Below are 24,604 nucleotides of genomic sequence, written 5' to 3'. Positions count from 1 at the left end.
GGCGCACAATGACAGAACAGGGACGACCGAAACCGTCGGACGAACTCAGACAGTACGCGTCGAACCGCCCGCACCTCCGGGACCATCTCAAGAAGTTCAAGCAGATCACCGGCGAGTTCCCGATGTTCGCCGAGGAAGCCGCTGGCGACCTCGAAACCGACCGGCCGAACGTGCTGTATCCCGTCGGCGGCCCCATCTTCACACACATCTACGGCGACGTCGGCCAGGACATGAAGTACTACGCGATCGAGCCGGAGCTGTCCGACGAGGAGCAGGTCGTGTTCAACAAGGTTCGCAACCGCCTGCTCCAGCGCAGCGTCAACAAGCCCGCGCCGACCGACGAGTCCGAGTACGACGACCGCATCGAGGAACTCCTCCAGGAGACGACCAACGTCAAGAAACGCGAGAGCGGTAGCGGCGTCCTGAGCCGACTGCGGAACAACATCAGCTCGATCGGCAAGGTCGACGTCAAACCCGAGACCTACGAGAACATCCGGTATCGACTCAACCGGGACATCGTCGGTCTCGGCCCCCTCGAACCGGTCATGCGTGACCCGGCCAACGAGGACATCCACGTCATCGGGCCCACGGAGTGTTACGTCGACCACGGCGTCTTCGGCATGCTCGAGACGACCGTCGAATGGGACAGCAACGAGGGATTCGACCAGTGGCTGCGCAACATGGGCGAACGCATCGGCGATCCCGTCTCCGACAGCGATCCGATCGTCGACTCGACGCTACCGGACGGCTCGCGTCTGAACCTCATCTACTCCGACGACGTGAGCGTCAAAGGTCCCAGTCTCACGATCCGTCAGGGCGACGAGACGCCGCTGTCGATCTTCCAGATCACCAAGTGGGGGACGCTCAGTCCGCAACTGGCCGCGTACCTCTGGCTCGCCCTGGAGAACGAACAGACCGTCTTCGTTGTCGGGGAGACGGCCTCCGGGAAGACGACGACGCTGAACGCCAGCATGGCGTTCATCCCCCGGGACCACAAGATCTACACGGCCGAGGACACCGCCGAGGTGCTGCCGCCACACGACACCTGGCAACAACTCCTGACCCGCGAGGGTGACGAGCAAAGCGGCGGCACCGGCGTCGACATGTTCGATCTGGTCGCCGCAGCCCTGCGGTCCCGTCCCGACTACATCATCGTGGGTGAGGTCCGTGGCGAGGAGGGTCGGATGGCCTTCCAGGCCGCACAGACTGGCCACCCCGTCATGCTGACGTTCCACGCCAGCGACATCGTCTCGATGATCCAGCGGTTCACCGGTGAACCGATCAACGTCCCCGAGACGTTCATGGACGTCGCCGACATCGCGCTGTTCCAGAACCGAGTCAAGCAGGGCGACGACGTGCTGCGTCGGGTCACGAGCGTCCAGGAAATCGAAGGCTACTCCAAGGAGATGGAGGGGGTCATCACCCGGCAGGTGTTCTACTGGGATCCCGTCGAGGACGAGATCGTCTTCCAGGGGATGAACAACTCGTTCGTCCTCGAGGAGCAGATCGCGACGCTGCTGGGCTACGAGGACACTCGGGACATCTACGACGATCTGCAGTTCCGGGCGGACCTGATCGAGCGTGCGATCCAGGAGAACATCCTCGGCTACCACGAGGTCAACGAGTTCATCGAGGACTTCCAGCGGGACGGACTGGAGGGCGTCCCCTTCGACATCCACCGCCCTGACTGATGGCAACGAAAGACTCCGCTACGATCGATCTGTCGCTGTCGAGCACCTTCGCGGGGCTACTGGACTCCTACCGGAGGCTCGACATTCCGTTGCAGCGGTATCTCCTGACGATCCTGCTACCGGCGACGGTGTTTTTCGTCGGTTCGCTCCTCGCGACGCTGCTCCTGGAGATGCCGCTGTTCATCCGAGCGCCGATCCCGCTGCTCGGTCTGTTGATTTTCGGAACTGCTGTGTTTTTCCCCAAGGTCCAGCTGTCACAGCGCAAGCGCCAGCTCAACAACCGGTTTCATCTGATGGTCACGCACATGACCGTCCTCTCGACGACCAAGATCGACCGGATGGAGGTGTTTCGCGCGCTCGCGTCCGAAGACGAGTACGGTGAACTCGCGACCGAACTAGGACGGGTCGTCGAGCTGGTCGATACCTGGAATCAGAGCCTCGACGACGCCTGTCGTCGCCGCGCGAAACAGGTGCCAAGCGATACGCTGTCGGACTTTTTCGACCGGCTGGCGTACAATATCGGTGCCGGCCAGTCCCTCGAGGACTACCTCGTCAACGAGCAGGACATGATCATCGAGAACTACACGACCGTCTACGAGGGGACGCTCGGCAATCTCAACGTGATGAAAGACCTCTACCTGTCGATGATCCTCTCGATGACGTTCGCGCTCGTGTTTTCGGTTGTGCTGCCCGTCCTGACCGGAACGAATCCGACGATGACGGTCGCCTCGGTCATTCTCCTGTTCGTGTTCGTCCAGGCGGGGTTCTATCTCGCGATCCGGTCGATCGCGCCGTACGACCCGATCTGGTTCCACCCGGAGGAGTATCCCTCGCCCGTGGACGGGCGGCTCGATCGCGCGTTCGCGATCGGGGTCGCGCTGACTGCCGTCCTCTCGTTTATCACGTTCGGCGGCCGAGCCGGCATCAGCCCGATCACGCTCGATATGCTCGTCCCGATCTGGTCACCGGTGCCGCTGACGCTGTACGCGGCAGTGCCGGTTACACCGCTGTTGATCCCCGGACTCGTCGCCCGCGCAGAAGAGCAGCGGATCCAGGGCCGCGACGCCGAGTTCCCCAGCTTCATCCGGGGGCTGGGCGCGACCGAAGGTGCGAAGCAATCGACGACGTCGACGGTCCTGCAGAGCCTCCGAAAGAAGGACTTCGGATCGCTGACGCCACAGATAGACAACCTCTACAAGCGATTGAACATGCGAATCGAACCCGCCAGCGCGTGGCGCCACTTCACCGCGGAGTCGCGCTCGTATCTCATTCAGACGTTCTCCGAAATGTATCTCGTCGGCCGGGAGATGGGCGGAGATCCCAAGATGCTCGGCGAGTTGATCGCAGAGAACATGAACGAGGTGCTCCAGCTTCGCCAGCAGCGCCGGCAGGAAACGACCACCCTGATCGGCCTCCTCTACGGGATCACCGCCGCTTCGACGTTCGCCTTCTTCATCGGGCTCCAGGTCGTCAACATCCTCGCCGGTCTCACGCTCAATCTCGCCAGTACGAGCCAGCTCGACGTCGCGTCGCTGATCAACACCAGCGTCTACAACATCCCGCTCATCGAGTTTCTGCTGATCGTCGTCATCGTGTTCAACGCGATGCTCTCGGCGTTGATGGTCCGTACGCTCGACGGCGGCCACAACATGAATTCCTACATGCACTTCGTGCTTCTCACCTGGCTCGGTGCGCTGACGGCTATCCTCACCAAGTGGATGGTCTCGCAGTTCCTGTCTATCTAGGCACCACGTTTTCTCGCTCGGGTGTCCTCGCGAGCGCGTTCAGGCGCTCGCAGCGGGCACCACTCGCGAGAAAAACTTGGGGACAATGGCCGGAATCCCCTCGTCAGGGCGATTCCGGGGAAACGGCGGGCGACGGCCGCCGTATGCTCTTGCAACTGCTCTCCGTCCGCATCGGGTCACTTTTCCACGCGGATCGCCTCCTGATAGGCATGAGCAAGCGATCCGAGTTCCTGGCCGGTGAGCGCCCGGACGACATCGCCTTCTTCCTGCACGAAGACGCCGTCGAGAACCTCGATGCCCTGGAGGACTACGCGGAGACTGTCGAGGACGGCGTCGTCCTCGTCCTCCCCGGAGAGAACGGCCGCAACGCCTTCCAGAAAGCCGCCGGAACCGATCCGATGGAGCTCGCACAGGCTGCCATGGGAACCGACGGGACAGTCGAGTCGGATCTGACCGGCGGTGTCTGCCCTGTCGCCGGGGACGACCCGGACGCGGATCACACGACACGCTTCGTGTTCGCGTTCGCCGAGGAACAGAACGAGGAGGTCGGTGGCCTCTACGCGGAGGGCGATGTCGTCCACGCCTATGCAGTCTGTAACTGCGGCCAGCGATACAGCCAGAAGTGGGTCGTCGGCGAACGGTAGGCGCCGTGCCTGGCCAACGACAGCTCCCGAGGAACAGCACCCATACGGCTCCAGCACGGAGCTGTGATCAATATGTCGTGGACCGTGCTGTTCGTCGCCGGACTGTTCGAAATCGCGTGGGCAATCGGGCTCGCGTACTCCGACGGGCTCTCGAAGCCGCTCCCGACGCTCGGAACTATCGTCGCACTCCTCGTCAGTATGATTCTGCTCGCACACGCTGTTCAGGAGCTACCTGTCGGGACGGCGTATGCGGTGTGGACCGGTATCGGAGCCGTTGGGACCGCTTCACTCGGGATTGTGCTCCTAGACGAGCCCGTCACGCCCGCCCGCATCGCGTTCATCGGCGTGATCGTCGTCGGCATCGTCGGCCTCAACCTCACGTCGGGTGGGCACTGATCGGGAAACAGCTGCGGGTGATCACGCCATCGGCGTCCCAGTCCCACTTTTTCCTCGTCGGGTAGCCTCGCTTCTCTCGGCTACCACTCCTCGCAAAAACATGGGGAAAAAGCCGGAGCCTCGTTACACTCGGCTCCGGTGAAACGCCTCACGCAGTTCGGCGTCTGCTACGCCACCGGCGTCCGCTCGACAACGGTCCCAGTCCCACTTTTTCCTCGTCGGGTAGCCTCGCTTCTCTCGGCTACCACTCCTCGCAAAAACATGGGGAAAAAGCCGGAGCCTCGTTACACTCGGCTCCGGTGAAACGCCTCACGCAGTTCGGCGTCTGCTACGCCACCGGCGTCCGTTCGACAACGGTTCCATCGACCGTCGGGTACTGCTCGACGATCTCGCCACGCTCGATATCGCCTTCCGCGATCATCTCCTCCAGGAGCCACCAGGCGACCTCGACGTGCTCGGATTTGACAGTGTAGTACTCTTCTGGAACGCCCAAAGCTTCGAATCGCTCGGGATCGACCGTCGTCTTCCCGTAGACCAGCGTCCCGTCGTCGGTGATCTCGTCGAACGGCCGCCGGACGTTCCGGGCCATCCGCTTGAGCCGACGGCGATGCTGGGCGGCGTCTTTGAACACGGACGTACAGAAGTAGACCTTCTCGTGGCTTCCCATCACGTCCAGGATCTCCTCGCGGTCGCCGTCGACGGCACTCATGTGCCCCTCTCGCAGTTCGTAGCCCTGCTCTTGCATCCGCCGGAAGTTCCCGTCCGACATCTCGAACTCGTTGACGTTACAGAACTCCGCGGCTCCCTCGTCGAGGAACTCCAGAAACTCCGTCTCAGGCCGGATCCCCGGAATCTCGAAGGCGGGTGTGATCCCCTCCTCGCGAGCGATATAGAGGATCTCCTCCCACTCGGTGCCGTGGAGATCGCCCCACTGCTCTAAGGGCGGGTGGAACCGAATCTCGTCCAGTCCGGCCTCGGCCAGCCGGCGCATGTTCTCCCGACCGCCAGTGATCCCAGTGTAGAGGTGGATGTGGTGGTCCTCGCCGAACTCGTCTTTGAGCAGCGAGATGTATCGTGTCGTCCGATCCATCACTTCCTGGGGTTCCCCGCCAGTGATCGACGAGCCCATCGCACTCATCCGCTCGGCCTCGCGGATGATGTCCTGATCTTCCTCCACTTTCCGTTCGTTGGCGTAGACGTCGGTGACGTTCTTGCGGTTCTCCCCAAGGGGACAGTAGAAACAATCGCGCTGGTCACAGTAGCCGTAGACGAATATGACCATCTTCCCGCCTTTGGCACACTGCTCGCAACCCTTGGAGATCATCGTATCGTGACCCCCTATAATTGGGGCATACTCAAAAGTCGTGCGAAAGTACTCGGCGATCAGACGGCGAACCGTCGGTACGCGGCTCCGAGGAGACACACGGTCCCGAGAGCCATCGACCCCAGCCGCGGGAGGTGTTGGGTCACGAAATCCGCCTCGTACGTGAGATGTTTGACCTGCAGAAGGTACCACTCGCCCTCGTATCGAACGTTGTAGATCCTGATACTGTCCGGTGGTGGCGTTAGCGACTCGGGTGTATCGCGGACTGAGAAGTTGACTGTCGTGCCGCGTTCCGTTCGCTCGTTCGTCCGACGTGCCTCCTCGAAGACCGCACGTTCGGCCTCGGTGAGGTTCGCGTAGACGAGGTTCGACTGATCCTCGTTGTCCATCCAGTCGTCTTCCACGTAGTACTCGACCCGGTCGTCCGGGATATCTGGCGGAACGAGAATCGGGAGCGCGATCAGGACGGCACCCGCGACGAGGAGGATTCCGATCAGGGCGGCTTCTCGACTGATGTCCATACCGTCGCTTCTACCGGCTGGAAAAAATATCGACCGGTCGCGGAACGGCACTCAGACGCGGACTGAGCCCCTCAATCAGATCCCGCCGGAATCACGTCCACACAGACCACGTTGTCGTCGCCTTCGACGTCCAATGACCACTTTTCCGCTCGTTCCCACTGGTCACTCGCGCAAAACGTGGGGAAAAGCGTCGAGAGTCCGCCCTACTCGTCGATGTCGTCTTCTTCGGTCTCCGAACCCGCCGGAATCACGTCCATACAGGCCACGCTGTCGTCGCTTTCGACGTCCATGATCACCACGCCTTTCGTGTTCCGGCCGACCGTCGAGATGTCCGCGACCGGGCAGCGCATGATCTGGCCGGCCTCGCTCATGACGACGAGGTGGTCGTCTTCCTCGACGGCTTTGACGTCGACGACTGGCCCGTTTCGGTCGCCGGTCTTGATGTCGATCAGGCCCTTGCCGTAGCGGGACTGACGGCGATACTCGCTGAGTGCTGTCCGCTTGCCGTAGCCGCGTTTCGTGACCGTCAGCAGCGCACGGCCGTCGTCGTCGTTCATCGCTACGAGTCCGGCGACCGCGTCCCTGTCTTCGAGATCGATCCCGCGGACGCCACGAGCCGACCGCCCCATCTCCCTGACGTCGCTCTCGTCGAATCGGATCGTCATCCCGCCTTCCGTGGCGACGACCAGGTCCTTCGTGCCATCGGTCACCTCGACGTCGACGAGTTCGTCGCCCGCTTCGAGTTTCGCCGCCCTGATGCCAGTCGAGAGGATGTTCTCGAACTCCGAGCAGGGCGTGCGCTTGACGTACCCCTGCCGGGTCGCCATCGTGATAGATTCCTCGGGATCGAGGTCGTCCGTCGGCACGACCGCTGTGATCTGTTCCCCGTCGTCCAGATCAAGCAGGTTGATCGCGGACTTTCCGCGGGCAGTCCTGGACATCTCCGGAATCTCGTAGGTTTTCAGCCGGTAGACTTGGCCGTGGTTGGTAAAGCATAGCAGGTAGTCGTGGCTGTGCGCCTGGAAGACCGTCGTCACCCGATCGCCGTCCTTCGGATCGGACCCGATGATCCCCTTGCCGCCGCGGCGCTGGGGATCGAAGTTCTCGGCGGGCATTCGCTTGATGTAGTCGTCGGCAGTCATGACGACCACGACGTCCTCTTCGGGAACGAGGTCCTCACGGGTGACCGTTCCGGCGTCCTCGACGATCGAGGTCCGGCGGTCGTCGTCGTATTCGTCTTTGACCGCGCGCAACTCGTCTTTGATCACCTCGTCGAGTTTCGATTCGCTTTCGAGGATCGCTTCCAGTCGCTCGATCTCCGCTTGCACGTCCTCGTACTCGGCCTCGATCTCACCGGCTTCGGCGGAGGTCAGCGACCCGATCTGCATCCGGACGACGTGTTCTGCCTGCTCTGTCGAGAAGTCGTATCGCTCCACGAGCGCCTCCTTAGCGGCCGACCGGTCCTCGGCCTCCTGAACGAGTTCCACGACGTCCTCGGCATTGTTGACGGCCGTCAGCCGCCCTTCGAGGATGTGTGCCCGATCCTCGGCTTCCTGCAGGTCGAACTCCGACCGCCGGCGAACGACCTCTCGGCGGTGCTCGACGTAGTGCTGGAGCGTCTCCTTCAGTGTCAGCACTTTTGGCTGGCCATCTACCAGGGCGAGGTTGATCACGCCGAAGGTCGATTCGAGGTGATGTTCCAGCAGCTGGTTTTTCACGACGTCGACGTTCGCGCCGCGCTTGCACTCGATGACGATCCGGACGCCGTCCCGGTCGGACTCGTCCCGCAGATCCGAGACGCCCTCGATGACGCCCTCGTTGACGTCGTCGGCGATCCGCTCGACGATCCGGGCCTTGTTCTCCTGGAATGGGAGTTCGGTGACGACGATCCGATCCCCCCCGGTTGCGGTCTCCTCGACCGCGAACTCCGCGCGGACGGTCAGTCGCCCTCGACCGGTCGCGTACGCCGAGTAGATTGCGTCCTTGCCGACGATGTTCGCGCCCGTCGGGAAGTCCGGCCCCTTGACGTGTTCCATCAGGTCCGTGATTTCGGCCTCGGGGTTGTCGATAAGGTGAACGGTCGCGTCGATTACCTCTCCGAGGTTATGTGGCGGGATGTTCGTGGACATCCCGACGGCGATACCCGAGGAGCCGTTGACCAGCAGGTTCGGGAACGCCGCGGGGAGGACATCCGGCTCTTGCAGACGGTCGTCGTAGTTCGACGTGAAGTCGACAGTGTCTTTCTCCAGATCCGCGAGCAACTCCTCGGCCATCGGGGCCATCCTGGCCTCGGTATACCGCATCGCTGCGGCCGGATCGCCGTCCATCGATCCGAAGTTGCCCTGTCCGTCGACCAGGGGATAACGCATCGAGAAGTCCTGGGCCATCCGCACGAGCGTGTCGTAGATCGCGCTGTCGCCGTGTGGATGGTAGTCCCCCATGGTCTCCCCGACGATCGAGGAGGACTTCCGGTGAGAGGACCCCGAGGAGACGCCCAGCTCCGACATCGCATAGAGAATGCGCCGATGGACGGGCTTGAGACCGTCCCGAACGTCCGGCAGCGCCCGGCCGGCGATGACGCTCATCGCGTAGTCGATGTAACTCTGCTCCATCTCGTCTTCGATCCGGACGTGCTCGACGCGGGCTGCGTCGGCTGTCACGTCCGGTCCATCAGGTACGTCCGAGCTCATATGTCCACCCATTCTGCTTCAGGCGAGTGCTCCTTGATAAACTGCTTGCGCGGTTCGACCGCGGAACCCATCAACACCGAGAACATCTTGTCCGCGGCAGCGGCGTCCTCGATCGTGATCTGCTTGAGGAATCGGTTCTCGGGATTCATCGTCGTCTCCCAGAGCTGTTTGGGGTTCATCTCACCCAGGCCCTTGAACCGCTGGACCTGATCCGGGTTGCCGTTGCATTTCTCCGCGACGATCTCGTCGCGTTCCGCATCCGTCATCGCGTCGTAGGTCTCCCCGCGATACCGAATCCGGTACAGCGGCGGCCGGGCAGCATAGATGTGCCCACCTTCCAGCAGCGGGCGCATATGCCGATAGAAGAACGTCAGCAGTAGCGTCCTGATGTGGGCTCCGTCGACGTCGGCGTCAGTCGCGAAGATGATCTTCTCGTAGCGCAATTCCTCCAGGTCGAACTCGTCGCCGACGCCAGTCCCGAGCGCGGTGATGATGTTGCGGATCTGCTCGTTTTCGAGGATGCGATCGAGGCGGTGTTTCTCGACGTTGAGTATCTTCCCGCGGATCGGCAACACGGCCTGGAACTCGGGATCGCGCGCCTGCTTTGCGCTGCCGCCGGCGCTGTCACCTTCCGCGATGAACAGTTCGGCCTCGCTGGGGTCTTTGGTCTGGCAGTCGGCCAGCTTCCCCGGGAGTGCGGTCGAATCCAGCGCGCTCTTTCGCCGCGTGAGTTCTTCGGCCTTCTTGGCGGCCTTGCGGGCCTTCGCGGCCTCGACAGCCTTGCCGATGATCGCCTCGGCGGTGTCGGGGTTCTCCTCGAAGTAGGTACCGAGGTGCTCGTGGACCGCCGACTCGACGACGCCACGGACCTCGCTGTTCCCGAGTTTGGTCTTGGTCTGGCCCTCGAACTGAGGATCCGGATGTTTGACCGAGATAACGGCTGTCAGTCCCTCGCGGATGTCCTCGCCTTTGAGCGTGTCGTCCAGGTCTTTCAGCAGGTCGTTGCTGGTCGCGTAGTCGTTGACGATCCGTGTCAGCGCGGTCTTGAACCCGGTGAGATGGGTTCCACCCTCGCGGGTGTTGATGTTGTTCGCGAACGCGTGGATCGAGCCCTGGAGCTCGTCGGTCGCCTGCATCGCCACTTCGACGTGGACGCCCTCCGATTCGTCCTCGAAGTAGATGACGCCCCGGTGGAGTGGCCCTTTGGTCTCGTTGAGATACTCGACGAACTCTTTGATGCCTCCCTCGTAGTAGAATCGCTGTTCGGTCCCGTCGCGCTCGTCGGTCAGCGTAATCTCGACGCCGGAGTTGAGAAACGCCAGCTCGCGAAGTCGATTTTCGAGCGTCGAGAACTCGAAGTCGGTCGTCTCGAAGATCTCCTCGTCGGGCCAAAACCGGATCTCGGTGCCGGTCGATTCCCCGGGATCGGAATCCCGGATCTTCTCGACGCCGCTTGGAACTCCCCGCTCGAACTGCTCCCGATAGACGCCGCCGTTCCGGGTCACCTCGACGATCAACTCCGAGGAGAGGGCATTGACGACGGAGACGCCGACGCCGTGCAGTCCGCCCGACACCTGGTAGGACTTGTTGTCGAATTTCCCCCCGGCGTGTAGTACCGTCATGACGACCTCGACGGCCGGCCGGTCGTACTCCTGGTGGGTATCGACCGGGATCCCCCGACCGTCGTCCCGAACGGACACTGATCCGTCGTCGTGGATCGTCACGTCGATCGACTCACAGTGGCCCGCGAGTGCCTCGTCGATCGAGTTGTCGACGACCTCGTAGACGAGATGGTGTAACCCGCGCGCGCCGGTCGAACCGATATACATCGCCGGGCGCTTGCGGACGGCCTCCAGCCCTTCGAGGGCCTGGATTGAATCCGCTCCGTAGTCGCTGTCCTGGCTCATGAAGTATCTTGACGTATGCCGGCCGATCCCTTAAGTCTCACGTGCGCGCGTGAGACTATTCAATTGTATTGGGAATGAGTGACACGTCCGAACGCGCCGAAAAACGCAGGAAACCGTCGCGTCGCTGAAACGAGATTGTGCGGTCTATCCTTCCATGCCGCCAAAGGAGAGACCTTGCTGGATGTACCGCTGCATGAAGAAGTACACCAGCATGAGCGGGACCGCGAATGTCAGTGAGAACGCGGCGAATTTCGACCAGGCAACGCTGAAGCCCGGACTCGCCGGCGAGAGCGCGTACACACCGACCGGAAGCGTGTACTGTCCTGCACCGAGGATCGTCTGTGCGACAATGTACTCGGTCCACCCGGCCAGGAAGACGAACACGAACACGGTTGCGAGCCCCGCTTTCGCGAGGGGTATGATGATCTCGTAGACGATACGCCACGACGGGGCGCCGTCGACGATAGCGGCCTCCTCGTAGGAGATCGGGATCCCGTCCATGTAGGTCTTCAACAGCCAGGTGTTAAAGGGAACTGCGCCACCAGCGTAGTAGACCGCCAGCCAGAACCGGGTGCTCGCTCCTGGATCCATAAAGCCCAGAAGGTTGAACAGGGCATACAGTGAGATCAGGAGTGCGACCCCGAGACTGCCGGCGACCTGCGTCAGCAGGACGTACACGTACAGGAGGCGCTTCCGCCCGAGGAAGTCACGCCGGGACATTCCGTACGCGCCGGGGAGGATTACCGACATCCCGATGACGACCGTCCAGAGGGCGACGTACGCGCTGTTTTTCCCGTACTGGATGATCTGCCCGGAGGTGTATATGTTTTCGACCCCGAACGCGGCGGGGTTGAAAACGTATTTGTTAGCAATCGCTCCCGGAACCGGAATCGAGAACAGTTTCCCGATGAAGGGAAGGCTGATCGAAATCGCCTCCGGCGTGGTGATCGGTCCAATGACCCACGCGAACTCCCGGAGTGAAACAGTATTTGGGATGAGTTGCACTCCGGAGGTCGTGTAGACCCCGCCGGAGGGATTGAGCGCGATGGTCAAGATCCAGTAGATCGGAAACATCAGCATCGCGGTCACGAGGAACGCTGCCATCGTCGACACGACCGTCCAGGCGACCTTCTTGGGCGGGATCGTCCCTTCCTGAAGCCCGTTGACCGTGTATCGAATCTCCTTCGCACCTCGGTACGGCGCGAGCGCCACGTGACGGATGTCCTCGTAAAGCAGCCGTGCGATATCCGATGCTTGACTCATGTTTCACCAGCCTCCTCTGCGAGATTGCCACGCTTGACTGCGACGTACATGAACCCTCCGAGGAAGACCAACATCACGATACTGATCGCTCCACCGAGGGCGTAGTCGGCCGGCGAGACAAGCGCTTCCCGATACGCGTAGACGAGAATCAGCGCGTTTTGGCCCGGTTCGGTCCCGGGACCACCTTTGTTGAAGATCCACGGAACGAGGAACTGCTGGAACGACGCCGCGGAAGTCAGGATCGTGCCGAACAGGACCGGGCGCTTGATCGATGGCAGAACGACGTGCCAGAACCGTGCGAACCAGCCCGCACCGTCGACTTTCGCCGCGTCGAGCAGCTCTCCATTGACGTTCTGTAGCGCACTGACAGTAATCAGCATCATGAACGGATACGCCAACCACATCTCCGTCACGACGTACGTGCCGAACGCGAGCCACCGGTCCTGTAACCACCCGATCGACTCGGATATCAGCCCGGCACGGAGGAGCAGATTGTTCAGCAAGCCGAAGTCAGCACTGCTGAACACGGCCCGCCAGACGACGATCGAGAAGATCACGGGGATGCCCATCGGCATAATCAGAATGCCGCGGAAGAACCGTTTCCCACGAACTCGATTGCCGGTGAGAACCATCGAGAGGCCAACACCGAGTACGACCTTTCCGAACACGCTGACAGCGACGAACAGCCACGTCACGAGCATCGAGTTCCAGAACGCGAACTCGAAGATCGACAGCGGATCGGACATGAACGCGTTGATCACGCCCTGCTGGAGTGCGCTGTCGGTGAACAGCAGATCCATATAGTTCTCGAGACCAACGACATCCGCCGAACCAACCGGTAGAATTCCGAGGAGCGTCCCATCGCCACGGTACAGGCTGTTCTGACCTGACTGTGTCGCATTCGTCAGCGAGAGGACAGAAAGGTAGAACATCGGGACGACCATAAACGCCGCCCACAGCAGGAATCCCGGTAGGACCAGCAGTGCCGGCTTGTTCTCGCTAAGGACTGAGCTGATATTGCTCTCCTTGTATCTCTGTACGACGTTGGATGTACTCATGATTTGATCGTGTGAAATACCGTAGTAGTCGTAAGCGACAGCTGTCGTTAGTAGTCTTCTTCCCAGGTGGTCCGGACGTCTTCAGCCGCATCCTGAAGGTCGCCTTCGAGACCGTCGGTGCCGCCGTCCCACGCTTGCGTCAGAACGTCGGAGTACGGCGCCCAGACGGCAGCAAGTCGCGGATTCTGCGGCATCAGAACCGCTTCTTCGGTCTGTTTGCTGAAGCTTTGAACCTTGCTGGGCAGCTGATCGCTGCCGGAGAGGTTGCTCTTCGCGGGCAGGAAGCCGGCGTTTTCGGCCAGGTTGATCTGGCGCTCGTTGCTGGTGGCATACCATTCGACGAAGTCGCGGGCCGCCTTGGCTGTCTGGCTGTCCGGCGACTCGAGCATACTCGTGAAGTAAATTAGCTTCACGCCCATATACGGTCGCGCGGTACCGTCGCCAAATTCGCTGTGACCGGTCTTGTCCGGAATATTCGTGACACCGACGTTGAAGTCGACGTCCTCGATGAAGCCGGTAATCTCCCACGGACCCGTGATGACAAAGGGCGCTGCGGCGTCCTTGAATGCGGCTGTCTGTGCGCCGTAATTGCCGTCAGTCGGCATATACGGTTTGAGCTCATCGAGCAGGACACGCAGTCCTGCGGCGAACTCCTCATCGCCCAGCCCGAGTTCTTCGCCGTCGTACATGACCGATCCGAACATGTGGGCGGCCCAGGTCACGTGGTAGGTGTCGATCGGCTGGCAGAAGCCGTAGTCGCCGTCCCAGTCGTCCATGATGGACTTCATCTCCTCGATGGTTTCGGGCGGCTCGACGCCCATGTCGTCCAGCGCGTCCTGGTTGTAGATCAGCGCCGGCGTCTCCGTCGTGAACGGAAGCCCGTAGACGCCACCGTCGTACTGGGCTGCCTCCCACGCCCGATCCGTGAACATGCATTCGTCGACACGGAGCTGATCGGACATGTCCGTGAGCATGTTTTGGTTGACGAACTCACCTATCAGGTCGTGTGCCCACTGGAAGGCGTGCGGGCCCTGGTTGGCACCGATATCCTGTCGGAGCTTGTCCTGGAACGCGGTGGGAATGTTCTGGAGCTTCGCTGTCGGCCCCTCCATCGCGTTGAACTTGTTCTGCGACCCGTTAAAGAGCCTGGACGCAGCGTCAGTGCGGTTGTGCCACAGGGTAAAACTCCCTTCGGTGACTTCCGGGTTGATGGTCGAGCAGTTACAGCCGTCCGGACAGTCGCCGAGGAACGTCGTGACTGTCTCGGCAGGTCCGCCGCTGTCATCTGCGTCGCCTCCACACCCCGCGAGTAGACCGGCAGCCGACGTGCCGGCCATGTATTTTAGCAGTGTTCGACGGTCGTAGGACATTGTGTGAACACCTGATGAATTACGTCTTCACCTATTTATGTATTACGAACATTCGTTCAAGACAACTGAACCGCTGTCGGCGGAATCTATCGGTAGCCGACGGATACGGCAGGAACGTGCGTCGGACGTGAGCTACGCCGGAGTATGTAATATATGCGCCACCAACGTTTGTTGAAATATTTTATCCTGAATCGAGCGAGGAGGGCAAGAATTATATCATTGACTATACTGGGTTTAGCCAATGGCAAGCGTCGAACTGCGTGACCTCCGAAAGGAGTACGATCGAGGAACCATCGTCGCGGTCGACGACCTGGACATGGAGATCAACGACGGGGAATTCATCACCGTCGTCGGCCCGTCAGGGTGCGGGAAAACGACGACGCTGCGGATGGTCGCCGGCCTCGAACGGCCGACGAGCGGGTCGATCGTCATCGGCGATGAGGACGTAACCGACCTGCACGCGAAAAACCGGGACATCGCGATGGTGTTCCAGAACTACGCGCTGTATCCGCACAAGACGGTCAAGGCGAACATGGAGTTCGGGCTCCGGATGAGCACCGACCTCAGCGCGGAAGAGCGCAACGAGAAGGTTCAGTGGGCGGCCGAGATGATGGGGATCGAGGAGCTGCTCGAGGACAAGCCTGACGAGCTCTCGGGTGGACAGAAACAGCGCGTTGCGCTCGGGCGCGCAATCGTACGTGATCCCGAAGTGTTCCTCTTCGACGAGCCGCTGAGTAACCTCGACGCCAAACTCCGCAAGACCATGCGGACGGAGGTCCAGCGCCTGCAGGACGAGCTGGGCGTCACGTCGATCTACGTGACCCACGACCAGGAAGAGGCGATGACGATGGGTGACCGGATCCTCATCCTCCGTGACGGCAAAAAGCAGCAGGTCGGGAAACCCGAAGAGGTGTACAACGATCCGATAAACGAGTTCGTCGGCGGATTCATCGGCTCGCCGAGTATGAACTTCGTCGATGTCGTCGTCGAGCAGACTGACAGCGGGATGGTTCTGGTCGGCGTCGATGAAGACTTCCGGTATCATCTCTCCCCGGACGTCGTCGATCGATTCGGAGTACTCGAAAGCGGCGGCGAGTACGTTATGGGGATCCGACCGGAAGACGTGTTCCCGGCTGAGGGGACTGAGCGGGATACAGTCACCGCAGTCGTCGAAGTCGTCGAGCCGATCGGGTCGGACAACTACGTCTACCTTGATCTGAGCGGCGAGCTCGACACCGGTATGTCAGCGGAACGGGTCGAGGAGTCCGACTTCATCGCTCGCACGGACGCGTCGTTCGCGCCCGAAACCGGCCAGGAGGTCGAAGTGGTCTTCTCCGACGAAGACGTCCACCTGTTCGATCCGGCAACCGGATCGTCAGTCCTGTACGAACAAGGTCATACGGGCGGTGTCACCACCGCGGAATCGAGCGCCGACGAGAGTTCCATCGCCGACGACTAGACTGCTCTTTCCCGTCTTTCTGTCGCCAACTTCGATAGCGACAGCAGTCCGGCTATTATTGGGCGAGTTCGCCCGCTGTTGTGAGTTGGGCTACCGTCGCGAGTCGAATCGCGTGGGGCCATCCGAGCGGCGTCGCACAGTCCGGTGTGCCGTCGTCGAACAGCTGTTCCGGCAGGTAGCCGTTGTCCATCACGAGTGAACCACCGGTGTCGATCTCGTCGAATAGTGTCCTGGCTTCCGCATAGAACTCGTCCGCCCGGGTGTCCGCACGGTCAGCCAACAGCGCTGCCAGCTGTGTTGTGGCGTTCGCACCCCACGCCGTCGAGACGGTCCAGACTTTCTCGTCGTCTTGCACTCGTCGACGCCACTCGTCGTCCTCAAACCGGTATAGCCCCGCGATCGAGTCCGTCTCGCGCCAGAGTCCGTCGAGGGTGGTCTCGAAATGAGCGACCAACCGGTCGATCCGTCGTTCGCCGATCGAGCCGATAGCCGCATACTCGCGGTGAGCTTCCGCGAGCGCGAATGACCCCGAATCGAGCCGGGCGTCGAGGTCGCCGTCGGGATCAATCCGAAGCGCAAAGACGTCGTTCTGATCGCTCCACAACTGATCGAGACCGTCGTAGACGGCGTTGGCCCCTTCGCGTGCACGTTCACGAAGCGAATCGGAAACGGGTGCGCGGGCGATGGCCGCATACCCCTGTAGGAACGTCGCGGCCGTGTGGACGAACCGTCCGGTCATGTTCTCCCAGGCGTTCTGACACTCGATCGGGAGTCCGTCGTCTTCCAGCGTCGAGTCGAGCCCATCCAGCGCTCGTTCGAGCGCCGATTCGATAGCATCCGGGTCCGACGGATTGCCCAGGCGAAGATACGTGGCCAGGAACGAGGCAACGCTCCCGGTCTGGTCGGCCTGATAGTCCACGTCGTCGCCGGCTTCCAGCCGCGCGTGTGCCCATCCGGGTGCGATCGAGCCGTCGTGTGCCCAGACACGGTGTGGCCAGGAGCCGTCCTCGAGTTGTGTCTCCATGTAGAAGTCGGCGCTATCGGCGAACCAGTCCTCGAGCCCAATGCCGAGTCGCTGGTCAGCCTCCAGCAGGTAGCGGGCGATTTCAGAGTCGTCACGGAACCAGGTGTAGCCGTACCCGCCGGTGTACACGTAGAACGGATCCGGATCGGGGCCGGCGATGTGTGCGCCGCTCTCGGCGGCCAGCAGCGACAGTACGCGCAGATCATCGACGGCGACCTCCCGACGGGGCGTGTCGTCCGGAACCGTAATCGAGGCCTGCGTTTCGGCAGCCGCCCGCAGTGCGGCGACCGAATCGTGTTCGCTGGCGGTCTCGTGAACTGTCGTCAGCCCGTCCTCGCGAGCCGTCCCGTCGAGGTCCAGCAGCAGCGATCCGACAGTCGTCGTCGCAATCGTTTCGGAGTCTGTCTGCTCGACGTCGAAGGGTATCTCCAGAGCGACCGTCCCGTTCAACAGTGCGTCCTCGTACTTTTGGCCGCCGGTCTTCGCCCGCGGGAACGACACGGTTTCGGTCCCGGTGACGAGTTCGTCGAACTGTTCGGGCAACTGGCCGAACACGTTCTCGAGGCCGGTCGTGGCAGTGACGAGGTTGGACTGCCGACGATGGTGGATCTCGAGCGTGTTCTCGTATTCGAGTTTTCCGAGCCGACTCTCCTGCCGTTCGGGGGTCAGATCGAAAAACGCCTGCAGCGTCGGATCGGTCGGTAGTTCGCCCTCGAGTTCGAACCGTGTGAGATGGACGGCACCGAGCGTTAGATCGTATTGGGTGACTGTATAATCGCCCGCCTCGTGGACGGTTCGGACGAGCGCGGTATCGTCGACGTACCCATGTTCGACGGTTTCGAGGTCGCCGAGCCAGGTCGTTCCATCGAGCAGTTCGATCCCGAACCGCGATCGGTTCACGCCGGAGAGGCCCGAGATTGGATACGAGTAATCGCGATGCCAGCCGTCCTGGTCGACGTAGACGAGCCGTTCGTCCAGTCCCGAGAACGTACCGGTCGTCGAGCGACGTTCACCAGGGAACACGCGCGCGTCGTTGCGGGTGCGCTTGTAATCGTCGAGAGCGCTACGGAGCGTCATAGGTCGAGTTTCCCCCAGGATGCATTAATCCTGATCATTGCGACCGGTGACGAGCGGACCGGTAGCGAGTCGCGTTCAGCGGTCGTAGCCGTCGATGTCTTCGGCGGGATCGGGAACGTTGCGCGGCGCCGTCGGGTAGGGGCTGCCCTCGACGGGCGCGGCCCACTCGGCGGCGTTGCGCAGGACGGTCTGGATCTCGTCCTGGTGGTAGACCGGGTAGGTCTCGTGGCCGGGTCGGAAGTAGAAAATCCGGCCCTTGCCGCGGCGATAGCAACAGCCCGAGCGGAAGACTTCCCCGCCCTCGAACCAGGAGACGAACACCAGCCGGTCGGGCTCAGGCACGGTAAAGGGCTCACCGTACATCTCGGCCTCGGGCACGACGAAGCTCTCGGGCAAGCCACTGGCGATCGGATGACCGGGATCGATCACGTGCAGGCGCTCGCGCTCCTCGGCCTCCCGCCAGGTCAGGTCGGCGTCCATCCCCAGCAATTGCCGGAAGGGTTTGGCGTGGTGGCCCGAGTGCAACACGATCAGTCCCATCCCCTCGCGGACGTGGCGGGCGACGCGGTCAGCGACGGCGTCGTCGACCTCGTCGTGGGCGATGTGGCCCCACCAGTAGAGGACGTCAGTGTCCTCGAGGACGTCTTCGGTGAGGCCGTGATCGGGTTCCTGTAAGGTTGCAGTGTGGGTGTCGTGGCCAGCCTCGGCGAGCACGTCCGCGATATGGGCGTGGATGCCGTCGGGATAGAGTTCGGCAGCGCGGTCGTTCTCTTTCTCGTGGATGTACTCGTTCCAGACTGTAATTGTGGGCATATTTCTAGTACTCATAGCAGCAAGTAAACACCTGCGGCGAGTCGACACTGGTCTGCAGGTGCCACTGCAAATTAGCCGACAGTCACAACTTCGCTGGCTGTGTAACGGCGGCCTCCGACTTCATACGTGATCGTAATTCGCAACTGTTCGCCGCTCATATCTACCGGTTGTCCTCCATTGTTTAGGAAGCGAGTGAGATACAAGGTTCTGTACTCGCCAGCCTCGAACAGTGCCGGGACGCCGTCAGCAGACAAATTCACGTCAGCAGGGAGAGTGTATCCGCTTTCGGGACTTCCATACCCCACGAGCCCATACGCGTCATACCATTCGACCTCATAGTAGCGTGTCCCGCTCGCGTCGATTTGGACCAAGTTGTTGCTTGTCTCATTGGTTTTCGCTCTGACGACAGTGACATCGTCGTTTCGATTGCTGGTAAACACCTGTTCGACCACAGAATCGTAATTTGGCCCTCGCGCCGTGGAGCCGTATGAGATACCACCGCCAGTCGAAACCGTCTGTCGAACAGTGTCGGTGACACCGTCGTCGTCAGTGACGACGAGAGTCACCGTGTACGTCCCCGCCTGGTCGTACGTGTGAGTAGTAGTCGCTGTCGTCGTGGTCTGATCGACCGCGCCGTCGTCAGTCCAGTCCCACTCGTAGGTCTGGATCGTCCCGTCCGGATCGGAAGAATCGGAGGCATCAAACGTGCAGTTCGTCCCGGTGCAGTCGTACGTGAACGACGCTGTGGGCGGCTGGCTGACTTCGATCTCCCGAGACACGGTATCCGTTGCGCCGTCGTCGTCGGTCACCGTCAGACTCACTGTGTAGTTGCCGGGTTGGCTGTAGTTGTGGGTTGGATTGCGTCCGGTCGAGGTCGTCCCGTCGTCGAAATCCCACTGCCAGCTCTGGACAACGCCATCGAAATCGGTCGAAGTATCGTTGAACTGTACCGTCTCGCCAACCCCAACCGCTGTGTCCGAGGGCGTGAAGTTCGCCGTCGGTGGCTGGTTGGGTCCCGTGGCATTCTCGACGACGATCGCACTGACCTTGGCGTTGTCCTGGATCGTCGAGAACCGGATCGTCAACGCCCCATCCGTGACCGTCGTCACGTTCCGGACGTCGAATGCGCGGTCGTGGCCCACCCGCTGGTGGATATCCAGCGCCGAGAGCACTTGCTGACCTTCGATACTCGTATCGAACACGCGCGACCCGTCCCCGCCGCCGTTGCCGTTGCCACCCCAATAGATCTCCGCGAACTGCAAGGTTACGCGGTACTCGCCATTTTCGATCGGTATCTCGTAGCTGAAGTCACCGTAGCGTTCAGACTGATACAGCGGGTCATCGCTCGTGTCTGCGATCGGATCCCCAGTAGCATACGTCAACCCACCCGTGTAGCTCGTATCGGCAACATACTCGGTACCGTCACTGGCCGTGTAGTCGTTCCCGCCGGCGTTGATCGCCGTGACGACCGTGACAACCGTGGCTGGGACGGTTTCGGCCGTCGTGTTCGTCGCGCCATCGTCGTCAATCACCGTCAGCGTCACGTTGTAGGTGTCGCCGCTGTCGTAGGTGTGATTGATCACTGGCTCGGTCGTCGTAGTCGTACTCCCGTCGCCGTTGAAGTCCCACTCGTAGCTAGTGATGTTCCCATCGCCATCGTATGAGTCGCTGGCGTTGAATGTGATCGACTCGTTGGCCCCAGGGGCTTCAGGACTATACTCGAACGCGGCGACTGGCTCGCGGTTCGGAGCAGCCGGCACGACGATCTGCTCGTCGTGGACGACTGCGTTCGACGGTTCGTGGACGACAAGCACGCGTGCCAGCCCAGTGGTAAGGGTATGGCTTCTGACCCATCGCTCGCCGGCCGAGAAGCGCGCTGTATCGCTGCCCCGGTTTTCGGTGAACGATTCGAGTCCGTACCGTGTTTCGTCTCCGTTCTGTCGGAGGATGACGGTGATAGCAGTCTCTTCGAAGCCATCACCGCCGCCGTGGGTTAGCGTGAGGTTCTCTGCCGTCGCTGAGGTGTTGATCTCGGCCAGCGGTTCGTTGCTCGCCTGGTCGGTGACATTGCCGATGACGACAGTGCCGACGAGTAACGCGAGAAGCGCGAACACACCGACGAGGAGGGCGACGCCGACGACTTCCGACTGGGCACGCGTCCACTTGTCGTGCAGGGAGCGCGACACTTGTTGTCACCCAGTGAACGTGACCGTTTTGGTCGATCCGTCGCTGAACGTCAGCGTCACTGTTACCGATTTACTATTCATATTGATATATTGGTTATTCCCCTGTCCGTCGCGGAACTCGTAAATAGAGACCGTCGCCGTCCCGCCACTGCCGATCACGGCATTCGAAGTGAGCGGTGTTGGTCCGCTTCCTAGTGTGTATCCATCCTGGTTGTAGTTGCCGTTACCAGCTTCGAGATACCCGTCAGTATTCGCGTTCACGAACACTTCCCGGCCCCACTGGCCACCACTGGTGTTGCCTTCGTATACCTTGATCGCCGCGCTGGACGAATCGATCGATATCTGGGTCAAGTTTGCGTCACTGCTGCCGTTGTTGGTGACGCTAAAGCTCACACCAGTCTGGTCCCCGTTGGGCCCGTCAGCCGTCCCGTCACCGTTGTAAGAGATACTATCGGCGACCGCCTCATCGAAGAACTCGCCTCTGGTTTCGACTGTCCAGTCGCTGGCATTGTCAGTATCGACGTAGACGCCGTCATCATAGGTCGTCCGGTTGGCTACCTCGTCTTCACCGAGTGTCAGATTCCATCCGTGACTCGTCTGCTCGGTCCCGTACGCGAGTTCGTCACGGAGATCTCCCTGTGCGTCCCTGAGTTCCAGCGCCTCGCCACCGTCGGCCAACCGGAGCGAGGTGTTGTAGACTCGGGCAGGGTCGAGATCCGAGTCGGCGTTCAACAGCGCCGTTTTGTTCTTCGTGAAGTAGTACTCTCCCTGCAGTCGCTCGTCGGGTAGCGACGCCGTGTCATCAGTATCAGAGATCGTCCAACCGCCCGTGTCGGTCTCGTTCTCGAAGTACAGTCGGGCGAACTCGTCTCCGTCGTTGGCCGTACTCGAATTGGCCATGACCGCTGTAAACAGACTTTCGCCTTGCAGCGTCAGGTTCACGCGGCCGTCCTGATCCGAGAAGATGACCCCCGTCGTCGAGCGATCCATCTCAGCGATCGCTCGCAGATACGAGCGGAACGTAGCATCTGTGCTTGCGTAACTCGCCCGGTTGATCACGTCAGCTCCGTTGTATCTGTCGGCGGTGAGTACGTCCTCGGCAGCGGCGGGCGTCAGCGAGGACGTTCGCTGGTCATCCGCTGCGAACGAATAGATACTGACCGTCCCGCCGTAGGTCCCGCCGGTCGTCCGGTAGGCCTCCGTTTCAACCGAGAAGGCCTCGCTTGCGTTCGCGATTGTGAATTCAGAGAGAACGTATTCGTCGCTATCATCTGGCTCCACCACCGGGTAGCCGTCGCTGAAGATGATCTGATCGGTCTTGTTGATCGCCGACCAGACGCCGTTCTCGTCGGTCAGGAGTTCGGTCGACTGCGATGGGGAGTACGTCGACTCGCCGCCCTGTCCCGCTCGCGATGGTGCCGTGCCACCGTCACCACCAAGTCCACTCCCGTCGCTGTTGTCGACCCGAATCGGCACCGAGACGTTGACCGGCGTCGAACCGTTGAAACCCGACTCGTTCACCGCACCCGAAAGCGACGTATTCAGACTCACCTGGACGTAATCAGTCCGCTGGCCTGCGTCTGAGATATTCGGTGCCTCGTAGGTCACCGTCACCTGTCCGTCGCCGTCGCTTGCGGTGCTGTTCGGCGAGACTGACGAGTCACTTCGCTCGGTCCCGGCGACCACCGGCACGTTTCGCTTCGGATTGTCGAACCGATCTCGGACTTCGACGGCGATGTCAATCTCCCCGTCCTCCGGCACTGTCGGCGTGTTTTCCGAGACTCGCGTCAGATAGGCCGGTTCCGGCTTGACGACACCGGTGCCGACGCCGACCCGCGACAGTTGCAGGTCGTAGATCACGCCCCGTTCGAGGACGATATGTACCAGTTGATAGTCCGCTCCGGCGACCGAGGACGTACGCACGCTTGCAACCCGGCGCTCCCCGTCGAGCACCTCCTCCCAGCTCTTTTCATCCAGCCGTGTCGGCAGCGTGATCGAGACGTTCGAATCAGTTTCATTAGTGACCGAAACAGTCCGACTCGACACGCTCGCCCCGCGGAAATCAAGCGAGACGCTCCCGGACTGGCTCGCCTGATAGGACCCGTTGAGCGCCACGAGCGAGATCGTCGTCCCGTCGATCAGTCGCTGGCCGGTTTCCGTCAGGTTCGCGTCCCGGAACTGGTTGAACAGCACCGAGTGCTCGTACCACGTCGTCGGCGCGTTCCGGTACTCGTTGTACCCCGGTCGGTAGGCCAGCGACCCCGTGTTGTACGACCGGTTTTCGCCCGTCCAGAAGTCGCCCGTCTCGCCAGTTGCCTCCGCGTTGGCGATCGTCGCATTGATCGACTCGTCCGTCGTCCCGACGGTCGAAAGCTGTCCCGACGGGGGACCGGGGTTCATCGCGATGATACGCGAGGGATACTGCGTGCCAAGTGTTACCGATACCGAGCGACCGTCACCGGTCGAGCCAGTCGAGACGATGGCGTTGCGTGCATCCCCCAGTTGCCCCTGGACGGTCTGGCTGTGTTTAAACTCGATCTCGCGGTTCTGCTCGGGGACGACCGTCGCCTGATAGATCCCGAAGGAGATGACTATCGCGCCGAGCAACAGCACGGCACCGATCTGGATCGCCTGGCCGCGGCGGTCGCCCCGGAACTGCATTGGCACCATATCACTGCCCGACACGCAAAAAGCTGCCGCGCTACTCCTCGTCCTCTTCGACGACTTCCGGATCGCTCATCGCCGTCTGCAGGCTATCGAGTCCGTTGACCCACTCGGCGACCAGCCCGAACTCCAGGTCTTCGGTCACGTCCCGGTCCAGTTCCGCGCCGTCGATGATCAGCGTGCCTGCCTGGGCGCAGTAGCCCAGCGCGGCATCGAGTTCCTCCTCGCCTTCGGCCTCGCTCGCGGCTTCGATGTACTCGCCGACAGTTCCATCCGACGGCGGACCTCCGGCGACGTATTCCTCGGCCGCGTAGAAGACACAGACCAGCGACGTCTGGACGCCGTCGACCAGCATGAGCTTCTCCTCGTCGTCGATGTCGACTTCCGAGAGGACGACCTCGCGGATGTCGGCCAGCTCCTCAAGGGCGACGTCTTCGTCGAGTTCATCGTCCTGGTAATCGATGACGATCTTCGCGACGGCGATAGCCGTGTCGTCCTGCAGATTCAACAGCAGGCGCGCCGAGTCCTCGTCCTCGGGATCGATGTCTTCCGCTGCGATACGGTCCAGCCAGTTCTGCCACCGTTCCTCGGTGTAGTATTCCCCTGGCGGTGTGCTCATGTCAACCCTGTTCGTGCGTCGGGGGATAGGGTTTTCGTTGCCAGATCCGTCTGCGGGGACTCCGCATACCGCTTTCGTGATAGCGACCGGCGGACACGGTCAGAAATCCGGATCGACGTACTGACGCAGCAGCCCACACCCGGGACACCGTCG

At 61.5% G+C, this 24,604-nt stretch carries 17 protein-coding genes; 5 read left to right on the top strand and 12 right to left on the bottom strand.

Translation table 11 applies throughout. The features are described 5' to 3' along the window. Positions 1-8: 8 nt before the first annotated feature. From HSEST_RS10795 to sugE, 4 genes are all read left to right on the top strand, one after another. Positions 9-1,691 carry a type II/IV secretion system ATPase subunit gene (locus tag HSEST_RS10795; RefSeq protein ID WP_229120939.1) on the top strand — a complete coding sequence of 561 codons (1,683 nt, stop codon included), beginning with the start codon at positions 9-11 and terminating at the stop codon, positions 1,689-1,691. Next, entirely contained in the window at positions 1,691-3,436 is a 1,746-nt protein-coding gene (gene flaJ, locus HSEST_RS10790; protein ID WP_229120938.1) for an archaellar assembly protein FlaJ, read from the top strand. The genes HSEST_RS10795 and flaJ overlap by 1 nt, the downstream gene beginning before the upstream one ends. Positions 3,437-3,645: 209 nt before the next feature. Further along, positions 3,646-4,080, top strand: coding sequence for a DUF5807 family protein (locus HSEST_RS10785; RefSeq protein WP_229120937.1), 435 nt, complete (start codon positions 3,646-3,648; stop codon positions 4,078-4,080). 72 nt (positions 4,081-4,152) lie between these two features. Then, positions 4,153-4,476, top strand: coding sequence for a quaternary ammonium compound efflux SMR transporter SugE (sugE, locus tag HSEST_RS10780; protein WP_229120936.1), 324 nt, complete (start codon positions 4,153-4,155; stop codon positions 4,474-4,476). 328 nt (positions 4,477-4,804) lie between these two features. On the opposite strand, the gene HSEST_RS10775 is transcribed toward sugE, so the two are convergent. The 7 genes from HSEST_RS10775 to HSEST_RS10745 all read right to left on the bottom strand — a co-directional run bounded on the left by HSEST_RS10775 (position 4,805) and on the right by HSEST_RS10745 (position 14,609). After that, entirely contained in the window at positions 4,805-5,800 is a 996-nt protein-coding gene (locus tag HSEST_RS10775; protein ID WP_229120935.1) for a radical SAM protein, read from the bottom strand. 59 nt (positions 5,801-5,859) lie between these two features. Further along, a complete protein-coding gene (locus HSEST_RS10770) occupies positions 5,860-6,321 on the bottom strand; it encodes a hypothetical protein (protein ID WP_229120934.1) in 462 nt (153 codons plus the stop codon). A gap of 203 nt (positions 6,322-6,524) precedes the next feature. Further along, complete coding sequence (gyrA, locus tag HSEST_RS10765) at positions 6,525-9,011, bottom strand: DNA gyrase subunit A (protein ID WP_229120933.1); 2,487 nt, start codon at positions 9,009-9,011, stop codon at positions 6,525-6,527. Continuing rightward, positions 9,008-10,918, bottom strand: a complete 1,911-nt coding sequence (gene gyrB / locus HSEST_RS10760) for a DNA topoisomerase (ATP-hydrolyzing) subunit B (RefSeq protein WP_229120932.1) — start codon at positions 10,916-10,918, stop codon at positions 9,008-9,010. Before gyrB ends, gyrA begins: the two co-directional genes overlap by 4 nt. Positions 10,919-11,062: 144 nt before the next feature. Beyond that, positions 11,063-12,181, bottom strand: coding sequence for an ABC transporter permease subunit (locus tag HSEST_RS10755; RefSeq protein ID WP_229120931.1), 1,119 nt, complete (start codon positions 12,179-12,181; stop codon positions 11,063-11,065). Continuing rightward, a complete protein-coding gene (locus HSEST_RS10750) occupies positions 12,178-13,239 on the bottom strand; it encodes a carbohydrate ABC transporter permease (protein ID WP_229120930.1) in 1,062 nt (353 codons plus the stop codon). Before HSEST_RS10750 ends, HSEST_RS10755 begins: the two co-directional genes overlap by 4 nt. Positions 13,240-13,286: 47 nt before the next feature. Further along, positions 13,287-14,609 (bottom strand): substrate-binding domain-containing protein, encoded by a 1,323-nt coding sequence (locus HSEST_RS10745; RefSeq protein ID WP_229120929.1) that lies wholly within the window; start codon positions 14,607-14,609, stop codon positions 13,287-13,289. 241 nt (positions 14,610-14,850) lie between these two features. Between HSEST_RS10745 and HSEST_RS10740 the strand changes: the two genes are divergently transcribed. Then, a complete protein-coding gene (locus tag HSEST_RS10740) occupies positions 14,851-16,068 on the top strand; it encodes an ABC transporter ATP-binding protein (RefSeq protein WP_229120928.1) in 1,218 nt (405 codons plus the stop codon). A gap of 55 nt (positions 16,069-16,123) precedes the next feature. Here the strand turns inward: HSEST_RS10740 and HSEST_RS10735 are convergent, their stop codons facing one another. The 5 genes from HSEST_RS10735 to HSEST_RS10715 form a co-directional block, all read right to left on the bottom strand. Beyond that, on the bottom strand, positions 16,124-18,169 hold the full coding sequence (locus HSEST_RS10735; protein ID WP_229120927.1) for a glucan 1,4-alpha-glucosidase: 2,046 nt from the start codon (positions 18,167-18,169) through the stop codon (positions 16,124-16,126). Between the two features lie 75 nt (positions 18,170-18,244). Next, on the bottom strand, positions 18,245-18,982 hold the full coding sequence (locus tag HSEST_RS10730) for a ThuA domain-containing protein (RefSeq protein ID WP_229120926.1): 738 nt from the start codon (positions 18,980-18,982) through the stop codon (positions 18,245-18,247). A gap of 71 nt (positions 18,983-19,053) precedes the next feature. Next, positions 19,054-21,168 carry a PKD domain-containing protein gene (locus HSEST_RS10725; protein ID WP_229120925.1) on the bottom strand — a complete coding sequence of 705 codons (2,115 nt, stop codon included), beginning with the start codon at positions 21,166-21,168 and terminating at the stop codon, positions 19,054-19,056. A 6-nt stretch (positions 21,169-21,174) separates the two neighbouring features. Continuing rightward, the gene (locus HSEST_RS10720) at positions 21,175-23,829 is read right to left on the bottom strand and encodes a hypothetical protein (RefSeq protein ID WP_229120924.1); all 2,655 of its coding nucleotides are present in this window, start codon (positions 23,827-23,829) and stop codon (positions 21,175-21,177) included. A gap of 40 nt (positions 23,830-23,869) precedes the next feature. Beyond that, positions 23,870-24,451: a DUF2150 family protein gene (locus HSEST_RS10715; RefSeq protein WP_229120923.1), complete on the bottom strand. Its 582-nt coding sequence runs from the start codon at positions 24,449-24,451 to the stop codon at positions 23,870-23,872. Between the last annotated feature and the right edge of the window lie 153 nt (positions 24,452-24,604).

This window comes from Halapricum desulfuricans (genome assembly GCF_017094465.1).
GTDB lineage: Archaea > Halobacteriota > Halobacteria > Halobacteriales > Haloarculaceae > Halapricum.
The sequence above is the reverse complement of the archived record's forward strand: the minus strand, read 5'-3'. Positions and strand labels throughout refer to the sequence as shown.